This window comes from Enterococcus sp. BWB1-3 (assembly GCF_016745275.1).
Classification (GTDB): domain Bacteria; phylum Bacillota; class Bacilli; order Lactobacillales; family Enterococcaceae; genus Enterococcus_L.
Genome location: NZ_JADOEP010000036.1, coordinates 1 through 24,659, shown reverse-complemented (window position 1 = coordinate 24,659; position 24,659 = coordinate 1). Strand labels below are relative to the sequence as shown.

Genomic DNA, 24,659 nt, shown 5'->3' with positions numbered 1-24,659 from the left:
ATTTCCCATTTCTTTAAGAAAGTAAGACCCCTGAGAGAAGATCAGGTAGATAGGTTGGAAGTGGAAGGCTAGTGATAGTTGGAGCGGACCAATACTAATCGGTCGAGGACTTAACCAAAGAATTGGAAGAGAAAAAGAATGAACTAGGTGAGTAATGTGTTGAAGAGAAACGATCTATCCAGTTTTGAGTGAACAAAGAAGTCACTCAAAAGTAAATAAGCACCAACACCAGTGTGGTGGCGATAGCGAGAAGGATACACCTGTTCCCATGCCGAACACAGAAGTTAAGCTTCTTAGCGCCGATTGTAGTGAAGGGTTTCCCTTTGTGAGAGTAGGACGCCGCCGCGCGATGATTCCGGCATAGCTCAGTTGGTAGTAGCGCATGACTGTTAATCATGATGTCGTAGGTTCGAGTCCTACTGCCGGAGTATAGCGAAAACCAATTAATTGGTTTTCGCTTTTTTTGTATTAGCAGACATGAGATGATAAAATCGTAGTAGTTAGCAGGGTATTCTTTTGTTGGTAGCATTTAAACTTCTTTCTAACATTTATGTAAGTTTATTGTTGTTATTTATTTGCAAGGGTGTATGTTTCAACATTTTTCTATATTTCAATAATGATATATACAATTTAAGACTTAAGTTTGACTAAACTCTTTTTGACTTGTGATATAATGTTTTTATTGTGATATGGAAAGACGATCCTGTCTGTAAGACTAACTCATCTTTTCCTGAAAAAAGATAGAAAAGATAGAGTTGTAAATAATTTGAAATAGATATGGAATTAATGGAGGGAAAAAAAGTGAAAGTTGGATTTTTCACCGATACCTATTTTCCCCAGATAAGCGGGGTAGCAACTTCAATAAGTACGTTGAAACTTGAATTGGAAAAAATGGGACATGAGGTTTATATTTTTACAACAACTGACCCGAATGCAGATGCATTTGAAGAAGATGTTATCAGGATGCCAAGTGTTCCCCTGGTCTCTTTTAAAGAACGTAGAATTGTTGTTAGAGGTATGTGGTATGCCTATTTAATTGCTAAAGAATTGGAGTTGGATTTAATTCATACCCATACAGAGTTTGGTGCCGGCTTATTGGGAAAAATGGTAGGTAAGAAATTGAGAGTACCCGTTATTCATACGTATCATACAATGTATGAAGAGTATCTTCATTATATTGCGAAGGGTAAAGTGCTGAAGCCGACACACGTCAAATATTTTTCAAGAGCATTCACGAATCATACGACTGGAGTAGTTTGCCCGAGTAAGAGGGTAATAAATAAACTGCAGGAATATGGCGTAAAATCACCTATGCGGATTATACCAACAGGAATAGATATAGAGAAATTTAAACGTCCTGATATAACAGCTGAGATGGTCGAAAATCTTAGAAAAGAGATTGGTCTAACAGAAGATCAGCTGATTCTGCTTTCTCTGAGCCGTATTTCTTATGAGAAGAATATTCAGACCATTTTAAAGGGAATGGATCAGATAATTGAAGAATTTCCTGAAGCAAGACTAGTAATCGTTGGAGATGGACCTTATGTTGAAGCGTTAAAAGAGCAGGCTCAAAGGTTGGGGATTAAAGACTATGTTATGTTCATTGGAGAGGTTCCCAATGATCGTGTAGCAATCTATTATAAAGCTGCTGATTATTTTGTCAGCGCCTCAACATCTGAAACACAGGGACTGACTTATACTGAGGCTATCGCTGCGGGTGTACCTTGTGTAGTGGAAGGCAATGATTATTTAAATGATTTGCTGGATCATCGTTCTTTGGGCATTACTTTTGAAAAGGATGAGGATTTTGCGTCGGCTTTTATTGATTATGTACATGAAAATGTACCTCATGAACAAGAAGTAGTTGAAAATAAGCTTTATGAGATTTCAGCTGATTATTTTGGTAAACGAATGATTGGGTTCTATAATGATACACTTAACTATTATGAGGAGCATTATGGTAATAAGAAAGAAAGTCTGGTCTCCATGGAAAAAATAAAAGGGAAATTTATTTCTCTAAGAAGGCAATAAAAATGTAAAAAACTCTGTTTGTAGGATATACTACAAATAGGGTTTTTATATTTTTATTGAGAGGGATGCAAGTATGAAAAAAATTGGATTTATCGGAATTGGTGTAATGGGCCATTCAATCGTAATGAATATGATGAAAAATAATTTAACAGTTTCTGTTTATAATCGTACAAAGAGTAAAACAGACGACCTGGTAAAAGAAGGAGCTGTTTGGAGAGATACCCCAAAAGACATAGTTGAAAACAGTGAGATTATTTTTACAATGGTTGGCTTTCCTTCGGATGTTGAGGATATCTATTTTAAAAAGGATGGGATATTTGATGCAGATGTGACAAATAAGATTCTTGTTGATTTAACTACCAGCACGCCGTCTTTAGCTGAGAAAATTGGAGCTGAAGCAGCTGAAAGGGGGGGATCTGCTTTGGATGCACCAGTTTCTGGAGGAGATCTTGGTGCTAAAAATGGAACATTAACAATTATGGTTGGCGGGTCGGAAGATGCATATAACGAAGTTGTTCCTGTTTTCAAAACGTTTGGAAAAACAGTTAATCTTCAAGGTTCATCTGGGAAAGGACAACATACCAAAATGGCGAATCAAATCATGATTGCCGGAACAATGACTGGAATGTCTGAGATGCTGGTTTATGCTGGAAAGTCTGGACTTAATCTGGATAAGGTAATTGAAACACTTGGCGGTGGGAGTGCATCGAACTGGTCAATGAACAATTATGCTCCCAGAATTTTAAAAGCAGATTATTCTCCTGGATTTTTTGTTAAGCATTTTATTAAAGATTTACGAATAGCCCTGGATGAGGCTGAAAAAATGAATTTGAAGCTTCCGGCAACAAAGCTTGCTGAAGAGCTGTACACTTGTTTGGCTGATAAAGGATTTGAAGATGACGGGACTCAGGCGCTTATAAAGCTTTGGTGGGATTAAAATGAACATTTAAAGAAAATTATTAAAGAACATCAAAAAAGTTAAAAAAAATGGCGAAAATCCATGCACAATAGCCAATGTTTTGTTACAATGATACAGGAATGAAACTTAGTTCGCCGAGGGAGGTCAAGTTTATGAAGCAGTCACAATTAGTAGCGATTATCAAAAGACTTGAAGCAATGACAGAAGCAGATGATAATGAAATACAAGTTCGCCGTTTTGAGCGTGAAGGCGTTGAAAAATGCTTAGTTAGTTTTGATAAAACGACGGATACTTTTGAACTGACAGAAACAGACAGTCAGCAAGTTTATCAATTTGACAATATTGATATTGTAGCTATGGAGATTTACGACTTAATCCAGTAATGAATAGCTGAAAATCTTTTAGTTGTATACAAAACTCATTGTTTAATAGGACAATTAAAATGAAATGCTTTCATCTGTCTTATCATTTATAGAGTAAAAAACAGCCATGAATGGAATGAACTGCTAAATGTTAGCTAAAAAATAACATTTAACAGTCTGTCCAACTGGCTGTTTTTGTTTGTTAGTAAGGAAGCTTTAACTGTTAAGTGTCAATTCTTTGAATATTTCATGAACTGTCGTCTGCTTTTGAATTTTGAAGGCATTTGTACCTGCAAAAACCAAAGCATTCTCTGGATTATTTGTCACAGCATTCAGCAGCGTTTCAGAGATACAGTAAGGAATTGTTTTACGATCACAGTGTTTAAAAGACAGGCAGTTTCGACATTTTTCTATAGGAATCTGTTTATTTTTGATTCGTTCAGTAAAAAGATTCTTAATAGCTCTTCCTGGCATACCCACCGGACTTTTAATAAGAGTGATATCTTCTTCTTTTGCATTGATGTATGCTTGTTTAAATGATTCGGGGGCATCACATTCTTCTGTAGCCACAAAACGGGTGGCCATTTGAACACCGGAGCAGCCTAAAGCGATATAATGGTCAATATCTGAACGGTCAAAAACCCCTCCTGCGAATATAACGGGAATCTGTTTTCCAAATTCATCGGCAAAAGAGTTGACAGTTGCAATGATTTTCTTTAATTCGTCATCCATGCCCTCAATATCCTCTTCAATAGTTTCTGCCTTGAATCCTAAATGACCACCTGCTTTTGGTCCCTCAACCACGACGAAATCTGCTGTTTTATTATATCTTTTTTTCCATAACCCCAACAATACTTTAGCTGCTTTGTCTGAAGAGACAATCGGTGCAATTTTTGTCTGACTGCCTACCACCAGTTCGGGAAGATTAATTGGGAGTCCGGCGCCGGAAATGATAACATCTGCGCCAACTTCAACGCAGCGCTTAACATAACGATCATAGTGAAGGGTTGCTGCCATAATGTTAAATCCGATGATCCCTCCTTCAGCAATTTTTTTTGCTCTATCAAATTGAATTTTTATTGCTTCCATATTTGCCCGCATAGGCGATTTCTCAAATAATTCTTCTTGATAACCGATTTGTGCGGTAGACAGAATACCGATCCCGCCTTCTTTGGCAACAGTACCTGCTAGATTTGCCAGACTGATACCAATACCCATCCCGCCTTGAATGATGGGGACCTTTGCAATTAATTTATCCATTATTAATGGTTCTAAAATCATAGGTAAGCTCCTTTTTCTAAATGTAAATATAATTAATTTGATGATCAAACTAAAGTCACTATAGACAGTTCTTGATGAATTGTCAAATCTTTTCTGAAAATGAAAGATGAAATAGAGAGGATTGATTCAATTCGAACACTGATACCACAACTGTTTTTTCGAATAATGTAAAAAAAACATGAAAATACTTGCAATTAGTTTATGAATACGATATAGTTTGAACATCAAAACATTTGATAATCAAATTAATTACGGATGGTGTGCATGATGGAACCAGATTTAGAAACAATCAATGATTATCTTGTCAATGTTTTCAATGATATTTTGACTATCGAGGAATCAGAATTAAAAAAATCAAAATTCAAGGATTTATCAATCACTGAAATGCATACAATTGAAGCGATTGGCATGTATAAAAGGAAGACTTCATCAGAAGTAGCGAAAGAGCTTTCGATTACTGTAGGAACTTTAACTGTGGCTATCAATAATTTGGTGAAAAAAAATTATGTGGAGCGCATTCGCAGTGAAGATGATCGGCGAGTAGTGAAGTTAGGTTTGACCCAAAAGGGAAAACTGCTTTACCGTGTTCATCAGCATTTCCATCGTGAAATGGTCAAAAATATTTTAAGCGGAATGGATCAGAAGGAAGAACAAGCATTATTAAAAGCTTTGAAGAACCTTCATGATTTTTTACAAGAATATAAGTAGAGCGGGGAAAGAATGAATCAATACGGAAAAATAACCTATACAGGCAGCTATCTTCCAGAAAGAAACGTGACAAATGAGGAACTAAGTCAGTTTATGGATACTTCGGATGAATGGATTAGCAGTCGAACAGGGATTCGTTCCCGTCATGTCGTTACAAGCGAAAATACTTCAGATTTATGTATTAAAGCAGCGCAGGTTCTTTTGGATAAATCTCAAATTGATCCTGAAACAATCGATTTTATTATTGTCGCTACGATCACACCGGATTATCAGATGCCTTCTGTAGCCTGTCAGGTACAAGCGGGGATTAAGGCGGTTAACGCATTTGCTTTTGATATTAGTGCCGCCTGTTCAGGATTTATTTATTCACTGAGTATTGGAGAAAAAATGATTCGCGGCGGTTATAAGCGAGGAATCATTCTTGGAGGAGAGACATTGTCCAAGGCTTTGAACTGGGAAGATCGAACTAGTGCTGTTCTCTTTGGAGATGGTGCTGCCGGAGTTATTCTGGAGGCTGTGGAAAAACCGCATCTATTGGCTGAAAAACTTCAGTCAGATGGGCAACGAGGCAGCGCATTGACTTCTGGTTTTCAGTTTAATGAGAGTCCGTTTTACCAGTCAGAGGGAAATAAAAGAGAGCAAAGTAGCAGTTTCTTAAAAATGAACGGGCGTGAAATTTTTGATTTTACAATGAATGATGTGAGTAAGAACATTCAAAGCCTTGTAGATGAACATGACTTTGAAGCAGATTATTTTTTGCTTCATCAAGCAAATATTCGAATCATTGATAAACTAGCCAAGAAACTGAAGATTCCAAGAGAGAAATTTCTATCTAATATGGATAAATATGGGAATACTTCAGCAGCAAGCATTCCGATTTTATTGGATGAAGCAGTGAATGAGGGGATTATTAAACTAGATTCAACACAACAAGTGGTGTTAACAGGATTTGGCGGTGGGTTAACATGGGGCACAATGCTTCTGACACTGTAAAATCTGTTCACATATAAAATTAAACTTAAATTTTTGGAGGAATATACACATGGTATTTGAGAAAATTCAAGCAATTATTGTAGAAGAACTGGGAAAAGAACTGGAAGATGTTAAATTGGAAACAAATATCCAGGAGGAACTGGACGCTGACAGCTTGGACTTATTCCAAATTATTAATGAAATTGAAGATGCTTTTGATGTGAAGATTGAAACAGAAGATGGCATCGTGACAGTACAGGATTTAGTAACCTATGTAGAGAAACAAAAAAACAGTTAATTTAGAATAAAAGATTTTGTAACGAGATTAAGGCGAAAGTGTTGAATTTCCAAGAGTGGGCATTTATACAAAAAAGAAACAGATTTTTGTATAATATCACCTGCCTGTCGAAATTCGGCTTTCGTCTTGTGGTTTATTAAGGCCTAAACGTCAAGACTATTGATTGAAAACAGTTATTGTAGTTGAATCGTTTTAAAATGATGAAGGATGTATTAACAGATGAACACAAGAATATGTGAGCTGCTTGGCATAAAATATCCTGTTTTTCAGGGAGGAATGGCCTGGATCGCTAATGCATCACTGGCAGGTGCTGTTTCTGAATCTGGCGGATTGGGAATCATTGCTGGTGGAAATGCCCCTAAAGAAGTGGTAAAAAAAGAAATTAGAAAAATCAAGGCTATGACAAATAAGCCTTTTGCTGTAAATATAATGCTGTTGTCGCCGTTTGCTGAAGAGATTGTAGATTTAGTCTGTGAGGAAAAAGTTCCGATAGTAACGACAGGAGCAGGGAATCCAAGTAAATATATGAAGCGTTTTAAAGAGAATAGCATCAAAGTAATTCCGGTTGTTCCATCGGTTGCGTTGGGGCTCCGTATGGAGAAAATAGGTGCGGATGCCGTTATCGTAGAAGGAATGGAAGCTGGCGGACACATAGGAAAATTGACAACGATCAGTTTGGTTCCTCAAGTAGCGGATGCTTTATCCATTCCGGTTATTGCAGCTGGAGGTATTGGAGACGGCAGAGGGATGGCCGCTGTCTTCATGCTTGGAGCAGACGGGGTACAGATAGGGACTCGTTTCCTTGTGGCAAAGGAATGTACAGTTCACGAAAACTATAAACAAAAAATTATTCAAGCAAGAGATATCGATACAGTAGTCACTTGTCAGCACTTCGGTCATCCAGTTCGGGCGTTAAAGAATAAATTAACCAGAGAATATGATCAATTGGAGAAGCTGGAACTAAAACAAGAAAATCCAGATCTGAAAAAATTTGAAGAGTTGGGTCAGGGTGCTCTTTATAAAGCAGTGGTAGAAGGAGACATGGATTCTGGTTCAGTTATGGCTGGTCAGATAGCCGGCTTAGTAAAAAAAGAGGAAACAGCAGAGGAAATTATCTATTCTCTGATTGAAGAAACAACCGAGGTAATTAAGGGACAATATCAAAAATATTTGTAATGAGAATTTGGAAATAGCGGATAGGATTATTTTAGTTTTGTATCGGAAACTGTTCGCATTAGTAATAGTTAGCAGAGGTAATTGCACACGAACTATTAATAAAAAGAGTTTACTTAGAATTATCAAAGGAGACAACACATGAAAACAGCTTTTGTATTCAGTGGTCAGGGTGCTCAATACACAGGAATGGGTAAGGAGCTCTACGATCAGGAAAAGGTTGTTCGAGATACTTTTTCTGAAGCTAGTGAAATTTTAAATTATGATATGGCTGAGCTTTGTTTTTCGCCAACGGATAGACTAAATGAAACAGAGTATACTCAACCGGCAATTTTAACGGTCAGCACGGCATTTTATCGCATTCTTTCAGAGTATGGTGTTAAACCGGCTGTTGTAGCAGGCTTAAGTTTGGGAGAATATAGTGCGCTGGTAGCCAGTGAGGCTGTTTCATTTAAAGAGGCAGTGGCGCTGGTAGCAAAAAGGGGTGCATTTATGACTAAAGCTGCTCCGCCCGGAACAGGGAAAATGGTAGCCGTAATGAATGCTGATAGAGCGTTAATTGAAGAGTGCTGTCGAAATGCAGAGAGTAAGGGAGTCGTTTCACCGGCAAACTACAATACACCACAGCAAATCGTTATTGGAGGAGAAACAGCTGCAGTCGATTATGCGGTTAATTTACTGCAAGAGCAGGGTGTAAAAAGAATGGTGCCGCTGAATGTAAGCGGACCGTTTCATACAGCACTGCTGAAACCAGCGTCTGAAAAGCTAGCAGAAGAATTGGCAAAGATAACGTTTCAGGAACCGAAGATCCCTGTCATCAGCAATACAACGGCTGATGTGATGGAGGGAAATCAAATTTGTGATCTTTTAACACTCCAGGTCATGAAAGCTGTTCGATTTGCAGACAGCATTGAAACAATGAAGCGCTTAGGTGTCACCAGAATTATTGAGGTTGGACCGGGAAAAACATTGACCGGGTTTGTGAAGAAAATTGATCGGAAGATCATTACTGGACGAGTGGAAAACAGTGTTACATTGGCAGAAACTTTAGAACTTTTAAAAGAGGGATAACTAAATGAATATACAAGGAAAGAATGTCTTTGTTACAGGAAGTACCAGAGGTTTGGGAAAAGCGATTGCACTTGCGTTTGCTGAAGCAGGTGCAAATATCGTTCTCAATGGGCGTAAGGAAATTTCTGAAGAGTTAATAAACGAAATAAAAGCTTATGGCGTGAATTGCATCGGAATTTCAGGAGATATTATTGATTTTGATACTGCCGGAAAGATGTTGGAAGAAGCAGAAAACAGTTTAGGTTCTGTGGATATTCTAGTTAATAATGCAGGCGTTACAAAGGATAAGCTGCTGTTGCGAATGTCCCCAGAAGATTTTGAACAGTGTATTCAGATTAATTTGAATGGGACATTTAATATGACACAGCATGCTATTAAGCGAATGATGAAACGACGAAGCGGACGTATTATCAATATATCCAGTGTGGTTGGTCTGATTGGGAATGTTGGTCAGGCTAATTATGCTGCGAGTAAAGCCGGGATTGTCGGCTTCAGCAAATCTGTTGCCCGTGAAGCCGCTGCAAGAGGGATTACCTGTAATGTGATTGCTCCTGGCTTCATTGAAACAGAGATGACGGATGTTCTTTCCGATAAAATCAAAGAACAGACAAAAAGTCAGATTCCGTTACAATGCTATGGTCAGGCAGAGGATGTAGCAAAAGCTGCTGTATTTTTAGCTGAAAGTCCCTACATTACCGGGCAGGTGCTAAATGTAGACGGCGGTTTAGTGATGCATGGATAAATCGGTTGGGAGGAATAGTTGAATGAACCGAGTAGTAATTACGGGTTATGGAGTAACTTCTCCAATAGGAAATAATCCTGAAACTTTTTTAAACAGTTTAAAAGAAGGAAAAAATGGAATTGGTCCGATAACAAAATTTAATGCGGAAGAAACGGGGATTTCTTTGGCGGCTGAGGTGAAGGATTTTCCGTTTGAAAAATATTTTGTCAAAAAAGATGGGAAACGGATGGATATGTTTTCTATTTATGGTATTTATGCTGCACTAGAGGCCATGGACATGAGCGGTCTGAATGCAGAGGAGATCGATGCTGATCGTTTTGGCGTGATGGTGGGATCTGGGATAGGCGGATTACAGACGATTCAGGATCAGGTGATTCGTATGCATGATAAAGGGTCTCAAAGAGTGAGCCCTCTATTTATCCCCATGTCAATTGCCAATATGGCAGCAGGAAATATTGCTTTGCGTATAGGAGCTAGAGGCATTTGTACAGCAGTTGTAACTGCGTGTGCCAGCGCTACACATTCCATTGGAGAGGCATTCCGAAACATTAAGCATGGCTATTCAGATGTGATTCTAGCCGGCGGAACGGAAGCTTCTGTTACGGAAATCGGAATTTCCGGGTTTGCTTCGTTAACTGCATTATCTGAAGCAACGGATAAAGATCGGGCTTCTATTCCTTTTGATAAAGACCGTGATGGTTTTGTGATGGGAGAAGGAGCTGGAGTATTTATTGTTGAGTCTTTGGAACACGCGCAAAAACGGGGAGCAGCAATATTGGGTGAAATAGTCGGATATGGTGCCAACTGTGATGCTTATCATATGACTTCTCCTACACCTGATGGGAGCGGTGCAGCCAAGGCAATGATTCTGGCAATGACCGAAGCAGGGATTACTCCTGAACAGATTGGTTATATTAATGCTCATGGTACAAGTACGCCATCTAATGACGGTGCCGAGGCAAAAGCGATTAGGCTGGCGATGGGAGCAGCAGCTGATGACATACGGGTCAGCAGTACAAAGAGTATGACGGGACATTTATTGGGAGCCGCCGGTGGAATTGAAGGGATTGCAACGCTTAATGCACTGCAGCATCAGTTCATTCCTCCAACAATTGGATTGAAGGAACAGGATGAGGAAGTGACAATCAATGTAGTCGCTAATGAAGCTCAGCCGCATGCATTTGATTATGCACTAAGCAATTCACTTGGTTTTGGGGGACATAACGCAGTCATTTGTCTGAAACGTTGGGAGGAACAGTACTGATGGATATTAGTGAAGTAAAAGAGCTTTTAGCAAAATTTGATCAGTCCAGTTTGACTGAATTTGATTTAAGAGAAGGTTCATTTGAATTATATATGAATAAAAATACGATCTCACAAAAAAGAATTCAGCCGCAGGAAGAGCATTCCAATGCTGCAATAGAAATGAACAGCGAACTTTTAACTGTTAAAAATGAAGAAACAAAAGCTGCTGCTGTGGAAAATAAAGCAGTGCTATCTAAATCAGAAAATGCTGCAGAGGAAGAAATTACCTCTCCTCTTGTAGGGATTGTTTATTTACAGCCTGCTCCTGACAAGGAAGCTTTTAAGAAGGTTGGTGACGCAGTCAAAAAGGGTGATGTAGTCTGCATTATTGAAGCAATGAAATTGATGAATGAAATCACTTCTACTGTAGATGGAACGATTGCTGAGATTTTAGTTGGAAATGAAGAGGTTGTAGAGTTTGGACAGCCATTATTCAAAGTAACCGAAGTTTAATTTTAGTTTGATTGAAAAGAAGGAGCTTGTATAAGATGAATGTTCAGGAAATCATGGAGATCATTCCGCATCGATATCCTTTTCTATTGTTGGATCGAGTGGAAGAGATAACAGTTGGAGAGAAAATAGTTGCAAAAAAAAATGTCACAATCAATGAGCCCTTCTTTCAGGGTCATTTCCCATCAGAACCTGTGATGCCGGGCGTTCTGATTGTTGAAGCTCTGGCACAGGCTGGTGCAGTGGCGTTATTGTCAAAACCGGAATTTAAAGGAAAGACTGCTTATTTTGGTGCAATGGACAAAGTTCGTTTTAGAAAAAAAGTGGTACCCGGCGATACGTTATCTCTTGAAGTGGAAATTTTGAAAATAAGATCTGCAGCAGGAACTGGTCTGGGGATAGCTAAAGTAAATGGAAAAAAAGTAGCAGAAGCAGAACTAACTTTTATGATTGGATAGATGATGATGTTTTCAAAAATATTAATAGCTAATCGCGGTGAAATTGCGGTCCGGATTATTCGTGCATGCAGAGAACTAGGTATTCATACTGTAGCGGTTTATTCTGAAGCAGATCGGGAAGCTTTGCATACCCAATTGGCAGATGAAGCGATTTGTATTGGACCTGCAAAAGCGGGAGACTCATATTTAAAGGTTCAGCATGTACTGAGTGCAGCGATTGTGACAAACGCAGAAGCCATTCATCCAGGTTTTGGATTCCTCTCAGAAAACAGCCAGTTTGCTGCAATGTGTGAAGAATGCAATCTTACATTTATTGGACCAAAGGCAGAAACAATAGATGCAATGGGAAATAAAATCAATGCACGGAAATTAATGATCGAAGCAGAGGTACCTGTCATCCCTGGAAGTCCTGGTGTGATTGATACGGTTGAAGAGGCATTGTCTGTTGCTGAAAAGATCGGCTATCCGGTGATGCTTAAAGCAGCAGCTGGAGGTGGGGGGAAAGGAATCCGTAAGGTCCTTTCTCAGGATGAATTGCCGAGTCACTTTACCTCCGCTCAGCAGGAAGCGAAAGCAGCTTTTAACAATGGGGATATGTATATCGAAAAGATTATTTATCCGGCTCGACATATTGAAGTTCAGATTCTGGGCGATCAGTATGGAAATATTATTCATCTTGGCGAACGAGACTGTTCACTACAGAGAAATAATCAAAAGGTATTGGAAGAGTCACCCTCCGTTGCTATTTCAGATGAAAAAAGGGCTTATTTAGGCGAAATTGCGGTAAGGGCTGCAAAAGCAGTTAATTATCAAAATGCCGGAACTATTGAATTTCTGATGGATGAAACCGGAAACTTTTATTTTATGGAAATGAATACTCGTATTCAGGTAGAACATCCGGTTACTGAAATGGTTACAGGATTTGACCTGGTTAAAGCACAGATTAAAATTGCTGCCGGCGAGGAGTTATCTATTACTCAAAATGATGTAAGGATAACCGGACATGCAATTGAATGCCGAATAAATGCTGAAAATCCTGCGTTCGATTTTGCACCGTCCCCTGGAACAATAAGTAATTTGCTGCTGCCTAGCGGAGGAATGGGCCTGCGTGTTGACAGCGCTATGTATACAGGTTATAAGATTCCCCCTTATTATGATTCTATGATTGCGAAAGTGATTGTTCATGGAGAAAACCGCATGGATGCTTTTATGAAAATGCAGCGTGCGTTAAGTGAAATAGTAACAGAAGGTCTGACAACCAATGCAGAGTTCCAGCTGGATCTGATTACTCATGAGAAAGTATTGGCTGGGGAGTATGATACAAGCTTTTTACAGGAAATCTTTTTACCTTCATGGGAACCTGAAACTGAACAATAAGAAGGGATAAAATCATGGCTTTATTTAAAAAGAAAGAGTACATTCGGATTAACCCGAACCGTGAATCACATTCTGATAATAAAAAGCCGGCTGTTCCAGATAATATGTGGGCTAAGTGTCCGTGCTGCAAACAAACACTTTATACAAAAGATATGGGGCCTGAAAAGGTCTGTCTACACTGCGGCTACAGTTTTAGAATTGGTGCGTGGGAGAGAATGGCGGTTACCGTAGATAAAAAAAGTTTTCATGAATGGGATAATGATATTAAGACAAAAGATCCCTTGAGTTTTCCTAACTATCATGAAAAGATTAAGTCTATGCAGGAGAAAACCAATTTAAACGAGGCAGTTTTAACGGGTAGGGCACAAATTCAGGGAAATGAGACAGCAATTGCCGTGATGGATGCGAATTTCATTATGGGTAGTATGGGGACAGTTGTTGGTGAGAAAATCACTCGTCTGTTTGAACGGGCAGCAAAAGAAAAGCTTCCAGTTGTGATCTTCACAGCATCCGGAGGTGCTCGTATGCAGGAAGGGATTATGTCGTTGATGCAGATGGCAAAAATATCTGCAGCAGTTAAGCGCCACAGCAAACAAGGTCTTCTTTATATTACGGTTTTGACTGATCCAACGACTGGAGGAGTAACCGCCAGTTTTGCCATGGAGGGCGACGTTATTTTGGCTGAGCCTCAAAGTCTGATTGGTTTTGCCGGACGCAGAGTGATTGAACAGACGATTCGTCAGGAACTGCCGGAAGATTTTCAAAAGGCAGAATTTTTATTAAAGCACGGTTTTGCTGATAAGATTATTCCCAGAAATCAAATGAGAGAAGTACTGGGAAGCATACTGAAGATGCACACGATGGAGGGATGGATATCATAATGAAAAGAACAGCAAATGATATCGTTACTTTAGCCCGATCTCAGGATCGTTTTACTTCATTGGAATATATCGATGCAATTTTTGATCAGTTTATCGAATTTCACGGCGACCGCTACTTTGGAGATGACCAGGCAGTTGTCGGCGGTGTTGCATTGCTTGCCGGAAAGCCGGTTACTGTTGTTGGTATTCAAAAAGGCAGAAACCTGCCGGAAAATATTGATAGAAATTTTGGTGCCCCTCACCCTGAGGGATACCGAAAGGCATTACGCCTAATGAAGCAGGCAGAAAAATTCAATCGTCCGGTAATTACTTTTATTAATACCGCCGGGGCTTACTGCGGCATTGAGGCAGAAGAACGCGGTGAAGGAGAAGCAATTGCCCGGAATCTTTTGGAAATGTCTGATCTGACAGTTCCAATCATTTCAATTATCATCGGGGAAGGCGGCAGCGGAGGCGCTTTGGCATTGGCTGTGGCCGATGAGGTTTGGATGCTGGAGCATACAATTTATGCGATACTCTCTCCAGAAGGCTTTGCATCAATTCTTTGGAAAGATGGGAGCCGTGCCAAAGAGGCTGCTGAGTTGATGAAGATAACAGCAGCAGAACTGAAAGAATTGACAGTCATTGACAAAATAATTCCTGAAGAAATGAATGGAGAACTGCTGGGACAATCCAAAATTAATCGAATGCTGCAGAAAGCCCTGATAAGTAAGTTAACAGAGCTTTGTAAGCTGACGAAAGAAGAGCTGACAGAGAATCGTTACCAGCGTTTTCGGAACTTTTGATTTCAAAAAGCAGGAATTAAAGTATATGTCAGAAGTGAATAGCTATGAAAGGGAACCGGGAGACTTAGATGACCGGTTCTCTTTTTTTGTATAAAATTGTGCATATAGTATCGTTATAGCTATTAAAATGAATAATTTTTCAAAAAAAGTGTTAAAATGGATGAAATTTCATTTTTATTGTGGTATGATAAACCCACTTAATCATTTAACTTTAGGAGGAGTATTCAGTATGAAAAAATTGAAAGCAGTCATTATTGCCGCTTTGTCAGTGTTTGTATTAGCAGGTTGTGGAGGGAATGGGGAGACTAAAGATACCGGAAGCAGCAGTGCCAACTCAGAAAGTGCACTGGAGAAAATTAAAGAGAAGGGGACATTAGTGGTCGGAACATCGGCAGACTTTGCCCCTTTTGAATTTAAAACACTGGTCGACGGTAAAGATACGATCGTCGGCTCAGATATTGATATGGTTAAAGCGATTGGAGAAAAACTTGGCGTGGAAGTTGAATTTATGGATATGCAGTTTGATGCAGTTCTCGTTGCTTTGCAGCAGAATAAAGTTGATATTGCAGTTTCAGGTATTTCAGCAACAGAGGAACGGAAAAAAACATTTGATTTCTCCACTCCATATTACAATCCGCCTCAAAAAATTGTGATCAATAAGAACAATAAAGATATATTTACAAGCATTGACTCACTGAATGGGAAAAAAGTAGGTGCACAGAAAGGCTCAATTCAAGAAGGCGTTGTGGAAGCTCAGCTTCCTGATACACAGAAAGTTTCTATTCCGCGCGTACCAAATCTAATTGTCGAGTTAAACCAAGGTTCAATAGATGCTTTGGTACTGGAAGAAACAATTGCTGAATCTTATATTAATCAGAATCCTGATTTAATGATGGCGGATATCGAACTGACTTCCAATGAAGATGAAGCATTTGCCATTGCATTTTCTAAAGGTCAGGATGATCTGAAAAAAGAAATTGATGTGATTTTAGAAAAAATGATTGCGGATGGTTCTATTGATCAATATGTTAAGGCTGCGATGGAACTATCTGATAAAAGCAGTGAAGAATAAATTGGAGGAAGAGAAATGAATTTTTCATTTTTAGAAACCTATGTTCAATATTTTATATCCGGGGCAGCGGTAACGATTATAATCTCGCTGGTAACTGTCTTTTTTGGGACAATGCTGGGGGTATTAATTGCTTTGTTGAAACTATCCAAAGCAGCACCGCTACGTTGGCTGGCGAATATTTACATTGAAATTTTTCGCGGTACTCCAATGCTGATTCAAGTATTGATTGGTTTCGGTCTGCTGCAGAATCTGTTTCCTTCTTTTAATATGCCGATTGGGATTCTGACAATTGACTTTGGTCGTCTGGTTCCAGGAATGATTGTTCTGTCTCTAAATTCCGGTGCGTATGTAGCTGAAATTGTCCGTGGAGGAATTAATGCAGTGAACTATGGACAGACAGAAGCAGCACATTCTTTGGGGCTGCGCCCAATTCAGACGATGAGGTATGTTATTTTACCACAGGCTTTACGGAATATTCTTCCTGCTTTGGGAAATGAATTTATTATTCTAATTAAAGATTCTTCTTTACTGTCCATTATTGGTATTAATGAGCTCTTAAGCAGTGCACAAACAGTTATTTCCAGTACCTATATTCCACTGGAGCCCTATTATATTGCAGCAGCAATCTATTTTGTCATGACATTCCTGACATCAAGAGCACTGGCTGCTTTTGAGAAAAAATTAGGAAAAGGCTATCATCGTTAGGAGGGATTTTTGTGGAAAAGGCTGTAATTACTGTTAAAGATCTCCATAAAAATTTTGGAGAGGTTTCAGTTCTGAAAGGGATTGATTATCAGGTGCTTCAAGGAGAAGTAACTGTGATTATCGGTCCCTCCGGTTCAGGTAAAAGTACATTTCTGCGTTGCCTGAATCTTTTGGAAGTTCCTACTTCCGGACAAATATTTTTTGAAGGAACAGATATTACAGATAAGAAGAATGATATATTTAAAATGAGAGAAAAGATGGGTATGGTATTCCAGCAGTTCAATCTTTTCCCAAATATGACTGTACTTGAGAATCTGACACTGTCTCCAATCAAGGTGAAAAAATTGTCTAAGGAGGAGGCTGAAGAAACGGCACAAAAGCTGTTAAAAAAAGTCGGTTTGGAAGAGAAAGCCAATGATTATCCTCAATCTTTGTCAGGAGGTCAGCAACAGAGAATTGCCATTGCCAGAGCATTGGCGATGGAACCGGATATTATGCTCTTCGATGAACCTACTTCCGCTTTAGATCCTGAAATGGTTGGCGAAGTTTTGAATGTGATGAACGATCTGGTGAAAGAAGGAATGACCATGGTGATCGTCACACATGAAATGGGATTTGCCAGAGAAGTGGGAGATACTGTTCTATTTATGGATGAAGGAAAAATTATAGAAAAAGGAACACCTGAAGCTGTTTTCGAGTATCCTGAAAACAGTCGAACGAAAGATTTTCTTGGAAAAGTTTTATAGAGCAATGGCAACGAGGGTGGGACAAAAGCGATCAGCTCCGAGAATTAAGAAGGAATATCCGAAAATTGTAAAGGAACACGATTCATAGAATGAATAGCTGTGAATGGATACACTACGCTGCATTTCGAGCACCTCAACTTCTACGTAGGAAACATACGAGAGTTGACAGGCTTCACTAGGATTGCTTTAGCAGAGTAGCTGAAGTCCTGTTACCTACTCGGTGAAGGACCTTGAGGTTCTCATATTTTCAGGATCGTTCGGCTTAATTCCGAAGGAGCTGCTCCTGCGGTTACTCGTCGTAAAAAGAATTTTTACTTTTGTACGGCCGTTTATTCGAGGGTAGATACGAAGAGAGAGTGGAACTTTATTTCTGTCCCTCTCTCTTTTATTTGCAGTTTCTGATAGACAGATAACAGTTTTGTAAAATTTGAATAGGGTGTGGAAGGGTTGCTTTTTTCGGTTAATCTTTCCGAATGGCTTCATTTTATTTATTTTAGTCTGTCTTTCTAAAGAATTTCAAGCTTTGTCGAGCAACCTCAGCGGCATTTATAGAATTTTTTAGTGAAATGCAGTATAATACTACAGAAGAGGTCGGGGCAAAAGTCATGCAGCTTCATATCAGAAGCAGATTTTGTCCCGCTATTTGTTCGCTTCCGGCGAAATTGCTGATGAAGAGCAAGAATTATTGTATAGATAGTGAGAGGAGTCCACATGTTTTCAAAATTTAAACCTACTTGGATGGTTGATGCCATTTATAAAATTACACCTGAACAGCTGCGGAAGCTAGGTGTTAAAGCTGTTTTGACAGATTTAGATAATACACTGATTGCCTGGAATAATCCTGATGGGACAGAAGAACTGCTGGTATGGATCGAAGAGATGAGAAATGCCGGATTTCCAGTCGTTGTTATATCTAATAACAAAGCCAGCAGAATTAAGCGTGCTGTTGAAAATTTTGAATTGGCCTATGTTTCCAGAGCGTTGAAGCCTTTAACAAAAGGCTTTAAGGAAGCGGAAGAGATGCTGAATTTAAAACCTGAAGAGCTTGTCATGGTTGGTGATCAGATCATGACTGATATCAGAGGTGCAAACGCTGCAGGAGTCCGCAGTATTTTAGTTCGTCCAATTGTGGACACGGATGGATGGAACACCAGAATTAATCGTTTTTTTGAGCGATTGATTATGAAGCAGCTGACAAAGAAAAATCCTGATATGGTATGGAAAGGCGGACTCGAATGAACGAAGTAATTCATTGTATCGGCTGTGGAGCTGTTATTCAGACAGAGCATCCGAATGAACTGGGGTACACTCCGAAAGCAGCTCTTGATAAGGGTCTGGAAACTGGTGATGTCTATTGTCAGCGCTGTTTTCGATTGAGACACTATAATGATATTCAGGATGTTCATTTAACCGATGATGATTTCCTGCGTCTGCTGAACGAACTAGGACGCAAAGATGCACTGATTGTTAATGTAGTAGATATATTTGATTTTAATGGTTCGCTGATTCCCGGACTGCACCGATTTATTGGGGATAATCCTGTTTTACTGGTGGGGAATAAAAAAGATATTCTGCCTAAGTCGTTGAAAAAAGGAAAAATGATTCAGTGGATGAAAGAGCGGGCTCACGAGCAGGGCTTGCGTCCGGTTGACGTACTGCTGACCAGTGCAAAAAAAGCGCATGAAATGGATGAGCTTCTTGCTGTGATTGAAAAGTATCGTGAAGGTCGGGATGTGTATGTTGTTGGTGTAACTAATGTTGGAAAGTCAACCTTGATCAATCAGATCATCAAAAATACAGCAGGTGTCAAGGATGTTATTACCACTTCTCAGTTTCCAGGGACGACATTGGACAAAATAGAGATACCTTTGGCTGACGGTCATTTTTTGATAGATACACCCGGAATTATCCATCGTCATCAAATGGCTCATTATCTTGGAAAGAAAGACTTGAAGCTTATTGCGCCGCAGAAGGAGATCAAACCAAAAATCTATCAGCTGAATCAGGAGCAGACGTTATTTTTAGGCGGGCTGGCCCGCTTTGATTTTATTCAGGGAAATCGTAGTTCGTTCATTGCCTATGCTTCAAATGACCTGACTATTCATCGTACAAAGCTGGCTAATGCTGACAGCTTTTATGAAAAACATTTAGGCGGGCTGCTCCAGCCGCCAAGACCGGACGAAGTCGCAGAATTTCCGGAGCTGGTGCGTTTTGAATTTTCGATTAAAGAAAAAACAGATATCGTCTTTGCCGGTTTAGGCTGGATTACGGTCCAATCAGCAGCCGTAGTGGCGGGTTGGGCGCCAAAAGGTGTGGAAGTATTAAAGAGAAAAGCGTTGATTTAAAATATCAACAATGGAAAGAAGGATTTTTGTGGAATTAAGAGGAAAACAGAAACGTTATTTACGTAGCCAGGCACACCATCTGCAGCCGATTTTTCAAATTGGCAAAGGCGGATTGAATGAAGAAGTTATTATTCAGATCAATGAGGCTTTGGAAAAACGTGAATTGATTAAAGTCAGCTTATTGCAGAATACAGATGAAGTGGCAGAAAATGTGGCTGAAATACTGGAAAAGAAGATTCATTGTAATGTTGTTCAGGTGATTGGACGTGTATTGGTTGTATTCAAGCCATCGTCTAAAGAAAAATATCAGAAATATTCTAAAGAAGTTAAATCAATTTAGGATGTGTCTGGAAAGTACTCGCCACTAGAGTTTTCAGACAGGGCCTAGCAAAGTAGCAAAGTTATTGGAGGAATCAATCGATGAAGGCAGCTGCCCGTGCGATAAGAGGAACTCAACCAATTGTTAAGGAAAAATTGAAGCTTTTTCAAAGAAGAAAACAAGTGGGAATTCTTGGCGGAAATTTCAATCCGGTTCATAATGTCCATTTAATGATGGCAGAGCAGGTCTACCAACAGTTAGGCTTGGATAAAGTGTATTTGATGCCTTCCTATTTACCTCCCCATGTGGATGAGAAAATGACTATAGACAGCAGTCACCGTCTGGCCATGCTGGAGCTGGCTGTTGAAGGAAACAGTCATTTGGCAGTAGAACCAATTGAAATAATTCGAAAAGGTAAAAGTTATACATACGATACCATGAAAGCGTTAATTCAAAATAATCCCGATACGGATTACTATTTTATTGTTGGCGGAGACATGGTAAACTATTTACCAACCTGGTATAAGATTGATGAATTGATTTTGATGATGAATTTTGTTGGAACACGGCGTCCTAATTATGATGTGGAAACACCTTATCCGATTATTTGGGTAGATACACCTCAAATGGATGTCAGTTCAAGTATGATAAGAGAAAAAATAGCTCAGGGATGTACTGTACGCTATCTTCTTCCTGATAATGTGATAAACTATATCTACGAGAAGGGATTGTATGTTGATGGAATTTAGTGGAAGATATACTCCTTTTAAACGGGAAGAGCTGATGCAGAAAGTGCAGATGCAGATGAGTGAACGGCGGTTTCAGCATGTTTTAGGCGTTGAAGAAGCAGCTGTTGCACTGGCGTCAAAGTACAATTGTTCTCAGGAAAAGGCAAGTATTGCAGCATTAGTCCATGATTATGCAAAAGAACGTCCGGATGATGAATTTCAATTGATTATTGAAAGAGACGGCTATAATCCTGAGCTGTTGAATTATGGAAATGCAATTTGGCATGGACTTGTAGGTGCAGATATGATTCAAAGAGAGCTGGGAATAGATGATGAAGAAATTTTAACAGCTGTTCGCTTGCATACAACCGGTGCAGAAGAAATGAGTCTGCTGGCTAAGATCATCTATATTGCCGATTATATTGAGCCGAACAGAACATTTCCCGGTGTTCAGGAAGCCAGAGAGATTGCATTGATAAGTTTGGACGATGCAGTTGCTTATGAAACGAAGCACACACTGCTTCATTTAGTTGAGCAGGAACAGAAAATTTACCCAAAGACGATTGAAACATATAATCAGTGGGTTGTGAACAGAAAATAGGAGGGAACAATCATAGATAGTCAGAGGATTTTAGAAATTGCTGTTAAAGCAGCGGATTCAAAAAGAGCGGAAGAGATTGTCGGCTTGGAAGTAAAAGACATTTCATTGCTGGCAGATTACTTTATGATTTGTCAGGCAAACAGTGAGCGGCAAATCAACGCAATTGTTGAAGAAATCATCGAAAAAGAAGAAGAGGCTGGAACTGAAGTTAAACGCATTGAAGGAAAAGACGGTGGGAAATGGGTACTGATCGATCTTGGAGATGTGATCGTTCATGTATTTCAAACTTCTGAACGAACTTTTTATAATCTGGAAAAACTTTGGTCAGATGCACCATTGGTAAATACAGAGCAGTGGGTAAGCTAACATGACCTACAAAACCTTTGCTTTTGTTTATGATGAAGTAATGGATGAAGCATTGTATGAACAATGGCTGGCTTTTTCAATGAGGCATTTACCAAAACAGACAAAACGTATTTTGGAACTGGCTTGTGGTACTGGACGTTTGGCGGTCGATTTTGCTGAAGCCGGGTTTGAAGTTACTGCTTTGGATCTGTCAGAGGAAATGCTGGCAATTGCCAGCAAAAGATCTAATGAAAAAGACATGGACATTCAATTTGTACAGGGAGACATGTTGGAGCTTTCGGAAGTTGGTCAGTATGAAGCAATTACTTGTTTTTCAGATTCTCTTTGTTATATGGAAAGTCGAAGAGATGTTCAACAAGTATTTGATGAGGTCTATCAGGCGTTGGAAGATCAGGGAACCTTTATTTTTGATGTTCACTCCATTTATCAGATGGATGAAATTTTTCCTGATTACAGTTATCATTATCAAACAGAAGAGTTTGCTTTTCTTTGGGATAGTTATCCGGGAGAAAAAGAGCACAGCATTGAACACTTTCTGACTTTTTTTGTGAAGCAGGAAGAAGGAAAAGAAGTCTTTATTCGAAGAGATGAGCTGCATCAGGAGCGGACCTATTCACTGGATAATTATTTGATGATGCTGGAAAGCAGCGGTTTTTCAGAAATTCAGGTTTATGGGGATTTTACTGATGAGGAACCAAAGGAAACAACGACTCGATGGTTTTTCGTTTGTCAGAAATAAACAGATAATAAAGCTGGGAAGCAGCGGGCGAAAAGCCGCCTTCTCAGCTTTTTAACTTATTGGTGAGGGAGGTTTGTCAATGAAAGCTTGTGGAATAATTGTTGAATATAATCCATTTCATAATGGACATGCTTATCATATTGAAAAAGCCAGAGAAGCTTCTAAGGCAGAAGTGATTGTTGCAGTTATGAGCGGCAATTTTCTTCAAAGAGGAGAACCGGCAATTATAGACAAGTGGATGCGTACAGCTGAAGCCTTAAAGAATGGTGTTGATTTGGTTGTAGAGCTTCCATTTTACTGGGCAGTTCAATCGGCAGATTATTTTGCTCGTGGCGGTGTAAAACTGCTTCAGGCATTAAACTGTGAGTCTTTATGTTTCGGAACGGATAGTCCATCGGAGAATGATTATCAGAGTTTTGGAGAATTTACAGCAGCGAATCAGCAGTTAATTGAGCGAAAATACAAAGAAATAAATCAGCAGCATTTGAGTTATTCACGACAGATGACACAAGTTTTTCAAGAATTGTATCCATCACTGCATTTGGATTTTTCTTCTCCAAACCATATATTGGGTTTGAGTTATGCAAAAGAGAATGCTCAGTATGAGCATCCCATGTCATTGCTGCCTATCAAAAGAAATGTGTCAAAATATAATGAAGAAAAGATTCATCAGGAATTTGCTAGTGCGACTGCTGTCAGAAATGGCGCATTTAAAGGGCAATGGGGAGCTTTGAAAATGGTTATTCCTGACCAGACACTAATAGATTTGACACAGAAAAAATTAGTATCATGGGAAGATTATTGGCCGCTTTTGAAGTATCGTCTGATTAGTTCGTCCTATGAGGAGCTGCAGCAGATCTATCAGATGACGGAAGGAATCGAGTATCGTTTAAAAGAGAAAGCATTGAAAGCCGAGACATTCCATCAATTTATAGAATCTGTTAAAACGAAACGCTATACATGGACACGACTTCAACGACTGGCAGTCTATATCCTAACGAATATTTCTGCTGAAGAAATCTATCAAGGATGGAACAACAGCTATCTAAATATTCTGGGAATGACTGAAAAAGGTCAGAGCTATCTAAAAATACAAAAAAAGAAGAGCAAATTGCCAATCCTGACTAAACAAATGAAGAATACAGAAAAATATTTTAAAATAGGGGTTAAATGCGACAGAATTTATCAGTTGGGGAATAATGGGATTGCTGAACAAAATAGTGGACGATTTCCCATTCGAATAAAAAATGCTTAACAAAACTTGTTCTGGCAAGTATAATAAGAAAGGCTGCAAAGCAAACAATAAGAATAAGACGAAAGCGAAGTGAGAATATGGGCCGTAAATGGGCAAATATAAAAGAGAAAAAAGCTGCTAAAGATGCAAACAACAGCCGAGTTTATGCAAAATTTGGAATAGAGATTTATGTTGCAGCGAAATCAGGTGATCCTGATCCCCATGCAAATCAAAAGCTGCGGTTTGTAATCGATCGAGCTAAAACATACAATGTACCAAAACATATTATTGACCGCGCAATTGAAAAGGCAAAAGGTTCAGGTGATGAACAGTATTCTGAACTGCGGTATGAAGGATTCGGCCCAAATGGTTCAATGGTGATTGTTGATGCGTTGACAAATAATGTAAATCGTACGGCAGCAGATGTACGGGCAGCATTTGGGAAAAACGGAGGGAATATGGGTGTCAGCGGCGCAGTTTCCTACATGTTTGACAATACGGCGATTATTGGATTTGAAGGCAATGATGCAGATGATATTCTTGAGTTTCTGATGGAAAAAGATATTGACGTACGCGATGTAGTTCAGGAAGATGAACAAATCATTGTTTATGGTGAGCCGGAAGATTTGCATGCTATTCAGGAAGCGTTGAAAGAAAAAGGAATTGAAGAGTTTTCTGTCACTGAATTGGAAATGGTTCCTCAAAATGAAGTAACTTTAACAGGTGATGATTTAGAGAAATTTGAAAAAATGATTGATGTCTTGGATGACTTGGAAGATGTTCAAAAGGTTCACCATAACGTGGACTTAGGAGAATAAAAATTATGAAACCCTATTGTCGGTTCAATTAACGAACCCGACAGTAGGGTTTTTTTTTGTATGTTCTGAAAACCCCCAGCTATGCTGGGGGTTCTTGAGAGCTTCCAGCGTGGTAGTAAAAAAGCCTCCTAAACTGATAAGATGAAGTTGGTTTCCCGACCACCACATCAAAA

The 24,659-nt window shown here is 39.3% G+C and carries 28 protein-coding genes, 1 tRNA gene and 2 rRNA genes; 30 read left to right on the top strand and 1 reads right to left on the bottom strand.

Annotated elements, in window-relative coordinates:
• The 6 genes from IW492_RS16640 to IW492_RS16615 form a co-directional block, all read left to right on the top strand.
• Positions 1-118 (top strand): 23S ribosomal RNA (locus IW492_RS16640); the annotation flags it as partial.
• 114 nt (positions 119-232) lie between these two features.
• Positions 233-348 (top strand): 5S ribosomal RNA (gene rrf / locus IW492_RS16635).
• Between the two features lie 6 nt (positions 349-354).
• Positions 355-428: transfer RNA gene (locus tag IW492_RS16630), tRNA-Asn, on the top strand.
• 373 nt (positions 429-801) lie between these two features.
• Complete coding sequence (locus tag IW492_RS16625; RefSeq protein ID WP_202069099.1) at positions 802-2,031, top strand: glycosyltransferase family 4 protein; 1,230 nt, start codon at positions 802-804, stop codon at positions 2,029-2,031.
• 73 nt (positions 2,032-2,104) lie between these two features.
• Positions 2,105-2,968: an NAD(P)-dependent oxidoreductase gene (locus tag IW492_RS16620; RefSeq protein ID WP_202069097.1), complete on the top strand. Its 864-nt coding sequence runs from the start codon at positions 2,105-2,107 to the stop codon at positions 2,966-2,968.
• 134 nt (positions 2,969-3,102) lie between these two features.
• Positions 3,103-3,333, top strand: a complete 231-nt coding sequence (locus tag IW492_RS16615; protein WP_202069095.1) for a YkuJ family protein — start codon at positions 3,103-3,105, stop codon at positions 3,331-3,333.
• A gap of 195 nt (positions 3,334-3,528) precedes the next feature.
• On the opposite strand, the gene IW492_RS16610 is transcribed toward IW492_RS16615, so the two are convergent.
• Positions 3,529-4,593 carry an NAD(P)H-dependent flavin oxidoreductase gene (locus tag IW492_RS16610; protein WP_202069093.1) on the bottom strand — a complete coding sequence of 355 codons (1,065 nt, stop codon included), beginning with the start codon at positions 4,591-4,593 and terminating at the stop codon, positions 3,529-3,531.
• A gap of 267 nt (positions 4,594-4,860) precedes the next feature.
• Between IW492_RS16610 and fabT the strand changes: the two genes are divergently transcribed.
• From fabT to IW492_RS16490, 24 genes are all read left to right on the top strand, one after another.
• Positions 4,861-5,301, top strand: a complete 441-nt coding sequence (gene fabT, locus IW492_RS16605; protein WP_202069091.1) for a fatty acid biosynthesis transcriptional regulator FabT — start codon at positions 4,861-4,863, stop codon at positions 5,299-5,301.
• 12 nt (positions 5,302-5,313) lie between these two features.
• A complete protein-coding gene (locus IW492_RS16600; RefSeq protein WP_202069089.1) occupies positions 5,314-6,294 on the top strand; it encodes a beta-ketoacyl-ACP synthase III in 981 nt (326 codons plus the stop codon).
• A 49-nt stretch (positions 6,295-6,343) separates the two neighbouring features.
• The gene (locus tag IW492_RS16595; protein WP_202069087.1) at positions 6,344-6,571 is read left to right on the top strand and encodes an acyl carrier protein; all 228 of its coding nucleotides are present in this window, start codon (positions 6,344-6,346) and stop codon (positions 6,569-6,571) included.
• Between the two features lie 219 nt (positions 6,572-6,790).
• Positions 6,791-7,747, top strand: coding sequence for an enoyl-[acyl-carrier-protein] reductase FabK (gene fabK, locus IW492_RS16590; protein WP_202069085.1), 957 nt, complete (start codon positions 6,791-6,793; stop codon positions 7,745-7,747).
• Positions 7,748-7,885: 138 nt separating this feature from the next.
• Positions 7,886-8,815: an ACP S-malonyltransferase gene (fabD, locus tag IW492_RS16585; protein WP_202069083.1), complete on the top strand. Its 930-nt coding sequence runs from the start codon at positions 7,886-7,888 to the stop codon at positions 8,813-8,815.
• A gap of 4 nt (positions 8,816-8,819) precedes the next feature.
• Positions 8,820-9,557, top strand: a complete 738-nt coding sequence (gene fabG, locus IW492_RS16580; RefSeq protein WP_202069081.1) for a 3-oxoacyl-[acyl-carrier-protein] reductase — start codon at positions 8,820-8,822, stop codon at positions 9,555-9,557.
• A gap of 22 nt (positions 9,558-9,579) precedes the next feature.
• Complete coding sequence (gene fabF / locus IW492_RS16575) at positions 9,580-10,821, top strand: beta-ketoacyl-ACP synthase II (RefSeq protein WP_202069080.1); 1,242 nt, start codon at positions 9,580-9,582, stop codon at positions 10,819-10,821.
• Positions 10,821-11,315, top strand: coding sequence for an acetyl-CoA carboxylase biotin carboxyl carrier protein (accB, locus tag IW492_RS16570; RefSeq protein ID WP_202069079.1), 495 nt, complete (start codon positions 10,821-10,823; stop codon positions 11,313-11,315). Before fabF ends, accB begins: the two co-directional genes overlap by 1 nt.
• Before the next feature lie 35 nt (positions 11,316-11,350).
• A complete protein-coding gene (gene fabZ, locus IW492_RS16565; RefSeq protein ID WP_202069078.1) occupies positions 11,351-11,770 on the top strand; it encodes a 3-hydroxyacyl-ACP dehydratase FabZ in 420 nt (139 codons plus the stop codon).
• Positions 11,771-11,776: 6 nt separating this feature from the next.
• Positions 11,777-13,147, top strand: coding sequence for an acetyl-CoA carboxylase biotin carboxylase subunit (locus IW492_RS16560; RefSeq protein ID WP_202069077.1), 1,371 nt, complete (start codon positions 11,777-11,779; stop codon positions 13,145-13,147).
• A 14-nt stretch (positions 13,148-13,161) separates the two neighbouring features.
• The gene (gene accD / locus IW492_RS16555) at positions 13,162-14,028 is read left to right on the top strand and encodes an acetyl-CoA carboxylase, carboxyltransferase subunit beta (protein ID WP_202069076.1); all 867 of its coding nucleotides are present in this window, start codon (positions 13,162-13,164) and stop codon (positions 14,026-14,028) included.
• Positions 14,028-14,813: an acetyl-CoA carboxylase carboxyl transferase subunit alpha gene (locus IW492_RS16550; RefSeq protein ID WP_229441901.1), complete on the top strand. Its 786-nt coding sequence runs from the start codon at positions 14,028-14,030 to the stop codon at positions 14,811-14,813. The genes accD and IW492_RS16550 overlap by 1 nt, the downstream gene beginning before the upstream one ends.
• A 229-nt stretch (positions 14,814-15,042) precedes the next feature.
• A complete protein-coding gene (locus IW492_RS16545; protein ID WP_202069072.1) occupies positions 15,043-15,885 on the top strand; it encodes a transporter substrate-binding domain-containing protein in 843 nt (280 codons plus the stop codon).
• Between the two features lie 15 nt (positions 15,886-15,900).
• Positions 15,901-16,590: an amino acid ABC transporter permease gene (locus tag IW492_RS16540; RefSeq protein WP_202069070.1), complete on the top strand. Its 690-nt coding sequence runs from the start codon at positions 15,901-15,903 to the stop codon at positions 16,588-16,590.
• A gap of 11 nt (positions 16,591-16,601) precedes the next feature.
• Positions 16,602-17,336, top strand: coding sequence for an amino acid ABC transporter ATP-binding protein (locus IW492_RS16535; RefSeq protein WP_202069069.1), 735 nt, complete (start codon positions 16,602-16,604; stop codon positions 17,334-17,336).
• Positions 17,337-18,047: 711 nt separating this feature from the next.
• Entirely contained in the window at positions 18,048-18,575 is a 528-nt protein-coding gene (locus IW492_RS16530) for a YqeG family HAD IIIA-type phosphatase (RefSeq protein ID WP_202069068.1), read from the top strand.
• The gene (gene yqeH / locus IW492_RS16525; RefSeq protein WP_202069067.1) at positions 18,572-19,681 is read left to right on the top strand and encodes a ribosome biogenesis GTPase YqeH; all 1,110 of its coding nucleotides are present in this window, start codon (positions 18,572-18,574) and stop codon (positions 19,679-19,681) included. The genes IW492_RS16530 and yqeH overlap by 4 nt, the downstream gene beginning before the upstream one ends.
• 28 nt (positions 19,682-19,709) lie before the next feature.
• The gene (gene yhbY, locus IW492_RS16520; protein WP_202069066.1) at positions 19,710-20,021 is read left to right on the top strand and encodes a ribosome assembly RNA-binding protein YhbY; all 312 of its coding nucleotides are present in this window, start codon (positions 19,710-19,712) and stop codon (positions 20,019-20,021) included.
• A gap of 80 nt (positions 20,022-20,101) precedes the next feature.
• Positions 20,102-20,749: a nicotinate-nucleotide adenylyltransferase gene (locus IW492_RS16515; RefSeq protein WP_202069064.1), complete on the top strand. Its 648-nt coding sequence runs from the start codon at positions 20,102-20,104 to the stop codon at positions 20,747-20,749.
• Positions 20,739-21,329, top strand: coding sequence for a bis(5'-nucleosyl)-tetraphosphatase (symmetrical) YqeK (yqeK, locus tag IW492_RS16510; protein ID WP_202069103.1), 591 nt, complete (start codon positions 20,739-20,741; stop codon positions 21,327-21,329). Before IW492_RS16515 ends, yqeK begins: the two co-directional genes overlap by 11 nt.
• Before the next feature lie 27 nt (positions 21,330-21,356).
• Positions 21,357-21,695 (top strand): ribosome silencing factor, encoded by a 339-nt coding sequence (rsfS, locus tag IW492_RS16505; RefSeq protein ID WP_202069102.1) that lies wholly within the window; start codon positions 21,357-21,359, stop codon positions 21,693-21,695.
• Between the two features lies 1 nt (position 21,696).
• Complete coding sequence (locus IW492_RS16500; protein WP_202069062.1) at positions 21,697-22,434, top strand: class I SAM-dependent DNA methyltransferase; 738 nt, start codon at positions 21,697-21,699, stop codon at positions 22,432-22,434.
• 79 nt (positions 22,435-22,513) lie between these two features.
• Positions 22,514-23,689, top strand: coding sequence for a nucleotidyltransferase (locus IW492_RS16495; protein ID WP_202069060.1), 1,176 nt, complete (start codon positions 22,514-22,516; stop codon positions 23,687-23,689).
• 77 nt (positions 23,690-23,766) lie between these two features.
• Positions 23,767-24,486 carry a YebC/PmpR family DNA-binding transcriptional regulator gene (locus IW492_RS16490; protein ID WP_202069058.1) on the top strand — a complete coding sequence of 240 codons (720 nt, stop codon included), beginning with the start codon at positions 23,767-23,769 and terminating at the stop codon, positions 24,484-24,486.
• The last annotated feature ends 173 nt before the right edge of the window (positions 24,487-24,659 follow it).

What these genes read in the sequence shown, in the direction of transcription:
- IW492_RS16620 (WP_202069097.1), top strand. Translation starts at nt 2,105, where the DNA reads ATGAAAAAAATTGGATTTATCGGAATTGGTGTAATGGGCCATTCAATC.
- IW492_RS16615 (WP_202069095.1), top strand. Translation starts at nt 3,103, where the DNA reads ATGAAGCAGTCACAATTAGTAGCGATTATCAAAAGACTTGAAGCAATG.
- IW492_RS16610 (WP_202069093.1), bottom strand. Translation starts at nt 4,593, where the DNA reads ATGATTTTAGAACCATTAATAATGGATAAATTAATTGCAAAGGTCCCC.
- fabT (WP_202069091.1), top strand. Translation starts at nt 4,861, where the DNA reads ATGGAACCAGATTTAGAAACAATCAATGATTATCTTGTCAATGTTTTC.
- IW492_RS16600 (WP_202069089.1), top strand. Translation starts at nt 5,314, where the DNA reads ATGAATCAATACGGAAAAATAACCTATACAGGCAGCTATCTTCCAGAA.
- IW492_RS16595 (WP_202069087.1), top strand. Translation starts at nt 6,344, where the DNA reads ATGGTATTTGAGAAAATTCAAGCAATTATTGTAGAAGAACTGGGAAAA.
- fabK (WP_202069085.1), top strand. Translation starts at nt 6,791, where the DNA reads ATGAACACAAGAATATGTGAGCTGCTTGGCATAAAATATCCTGTTTTT.
- fabD (WP_202069083.1), top strand. Translation starts at nt 7,886, where the DNA reads ATGAAAACAGCTTTTGTATTCAGTGGTCAGGGTGCTCAATACACAGGA.
- fabG (WP_202069081.1), top strand. Translation starts at nt 8,820, where the DNA reads ATGAATATACAAGGAAAGAATGTCTTTGTTACAGGAAGTACCAGAGGT.
- fabF (WP_202069080.1), top strand. Translation starts at nt 9,580, where the DNA reads ATGAACCGAGTAGTAATTACGGGTTATGGAGTAACTTCTCCAATAGGA.
- accB (WP_202069079.1), top strand. Translation starts at nt 10,821, where the DNA reads ATGGATATTAGTGAAGTAAAAGAGCTTTTAGCAAAATTTGATCAGTCC.
- fabZ (WP_202069078.1), top strand. Translation starts at nt 11,351, where the DNA reads ATGAATGTTCAGGAAATCATGGAGATCATTCCGCATCGATATCCTTTT.
- IW492_RS16560 (WP_202069077.1), top strand. Translation starts at nt 11,777, where the DNA reads ATGTTTTCAAAAATATTAATAGCTAATCGCGGTGAAATTGCGGTCCGG.
- accD (WP_202069076.1), top strand. Translation starts at nt 13,162, where the DNA reads ATGGCTTTATTTAAAAAGAAAGAGTACATTCGGATTAACCCGAACCGT.
- IW492_RS16550 (WP_229441901.1), top strand. Translation starts at nt 14,028, where the DNA reads ATGAAAAGAACAGCAAATGATATCGTTACTTTAGCCCGATCTCAGGAT.
- IW492_RS16545 (WP_202069072.1), top strand. Translation starts at nt 15,043, where the DNA reads ATGAAAAAATTGAAAGCAGTCATTATTGCCGCTTTGTCAGTGTTTGTA.
- IW492_RS16540 (WP_202069070.1), top strand. Translation starts at nt 15,901, where the DNA reads ATGAATTTTTCATTTTTAGAAACCTATGTTCAATATTTTATATCCGGG.
- IW492_RS16530 (WP_202069068.1), top strand. Translation starts at nt 18,048, where the DNA reads ATGTTTTCAAAATTTAAACCTACTTGGATGGTTGATGCCATTTATAAA.
- yqeH (WP_202069067.1), top strand. Translation starts at nt 18,572, where the DNA reads ATGAACGAAGTAATTCATTGTATCGGCTGTGGAGCTGTTATTCAGACA.
- IW492_RS16515 (WP_202069064.1), top strand. Translation starts at nt 20,102, where the DNA reads ATGAAGGCAGCTGCCCGTGCGATAAGAGGAACTCAACCAATTGTTAAG.
- yqeK (WP_202069103.1), top strand. Translation starts at nt 20,739, where the DNA reads ATGGAATTTAGTGGAAGATATACTCCTTTTAAACGGGAAGAGCTGATG.
- IW492_RS16500 (WP_202069062.1), top strand. Translation starts at nt 21,697, where the DNA reads ATGACCTACAAAACCTTTGCTTTTGTTTATGATGAAGTAATGGATGAA.
- IW492_RS16495 (WP_202069060.1), top strand. Translation starts at nt 22,514, where the DNA reads ATGAAAGCTTGTGGAATAATTGTTGAATATAATCCATTTCATAATGGA.
- IW492_RS16490 (WP_202069058.1), top strand. Translation starts at nt 23,767, where the DNA reads ATGGGCCGTAAATGGGCAAATATAAAAGAGAAAAAAGCTGCTAAAGAT.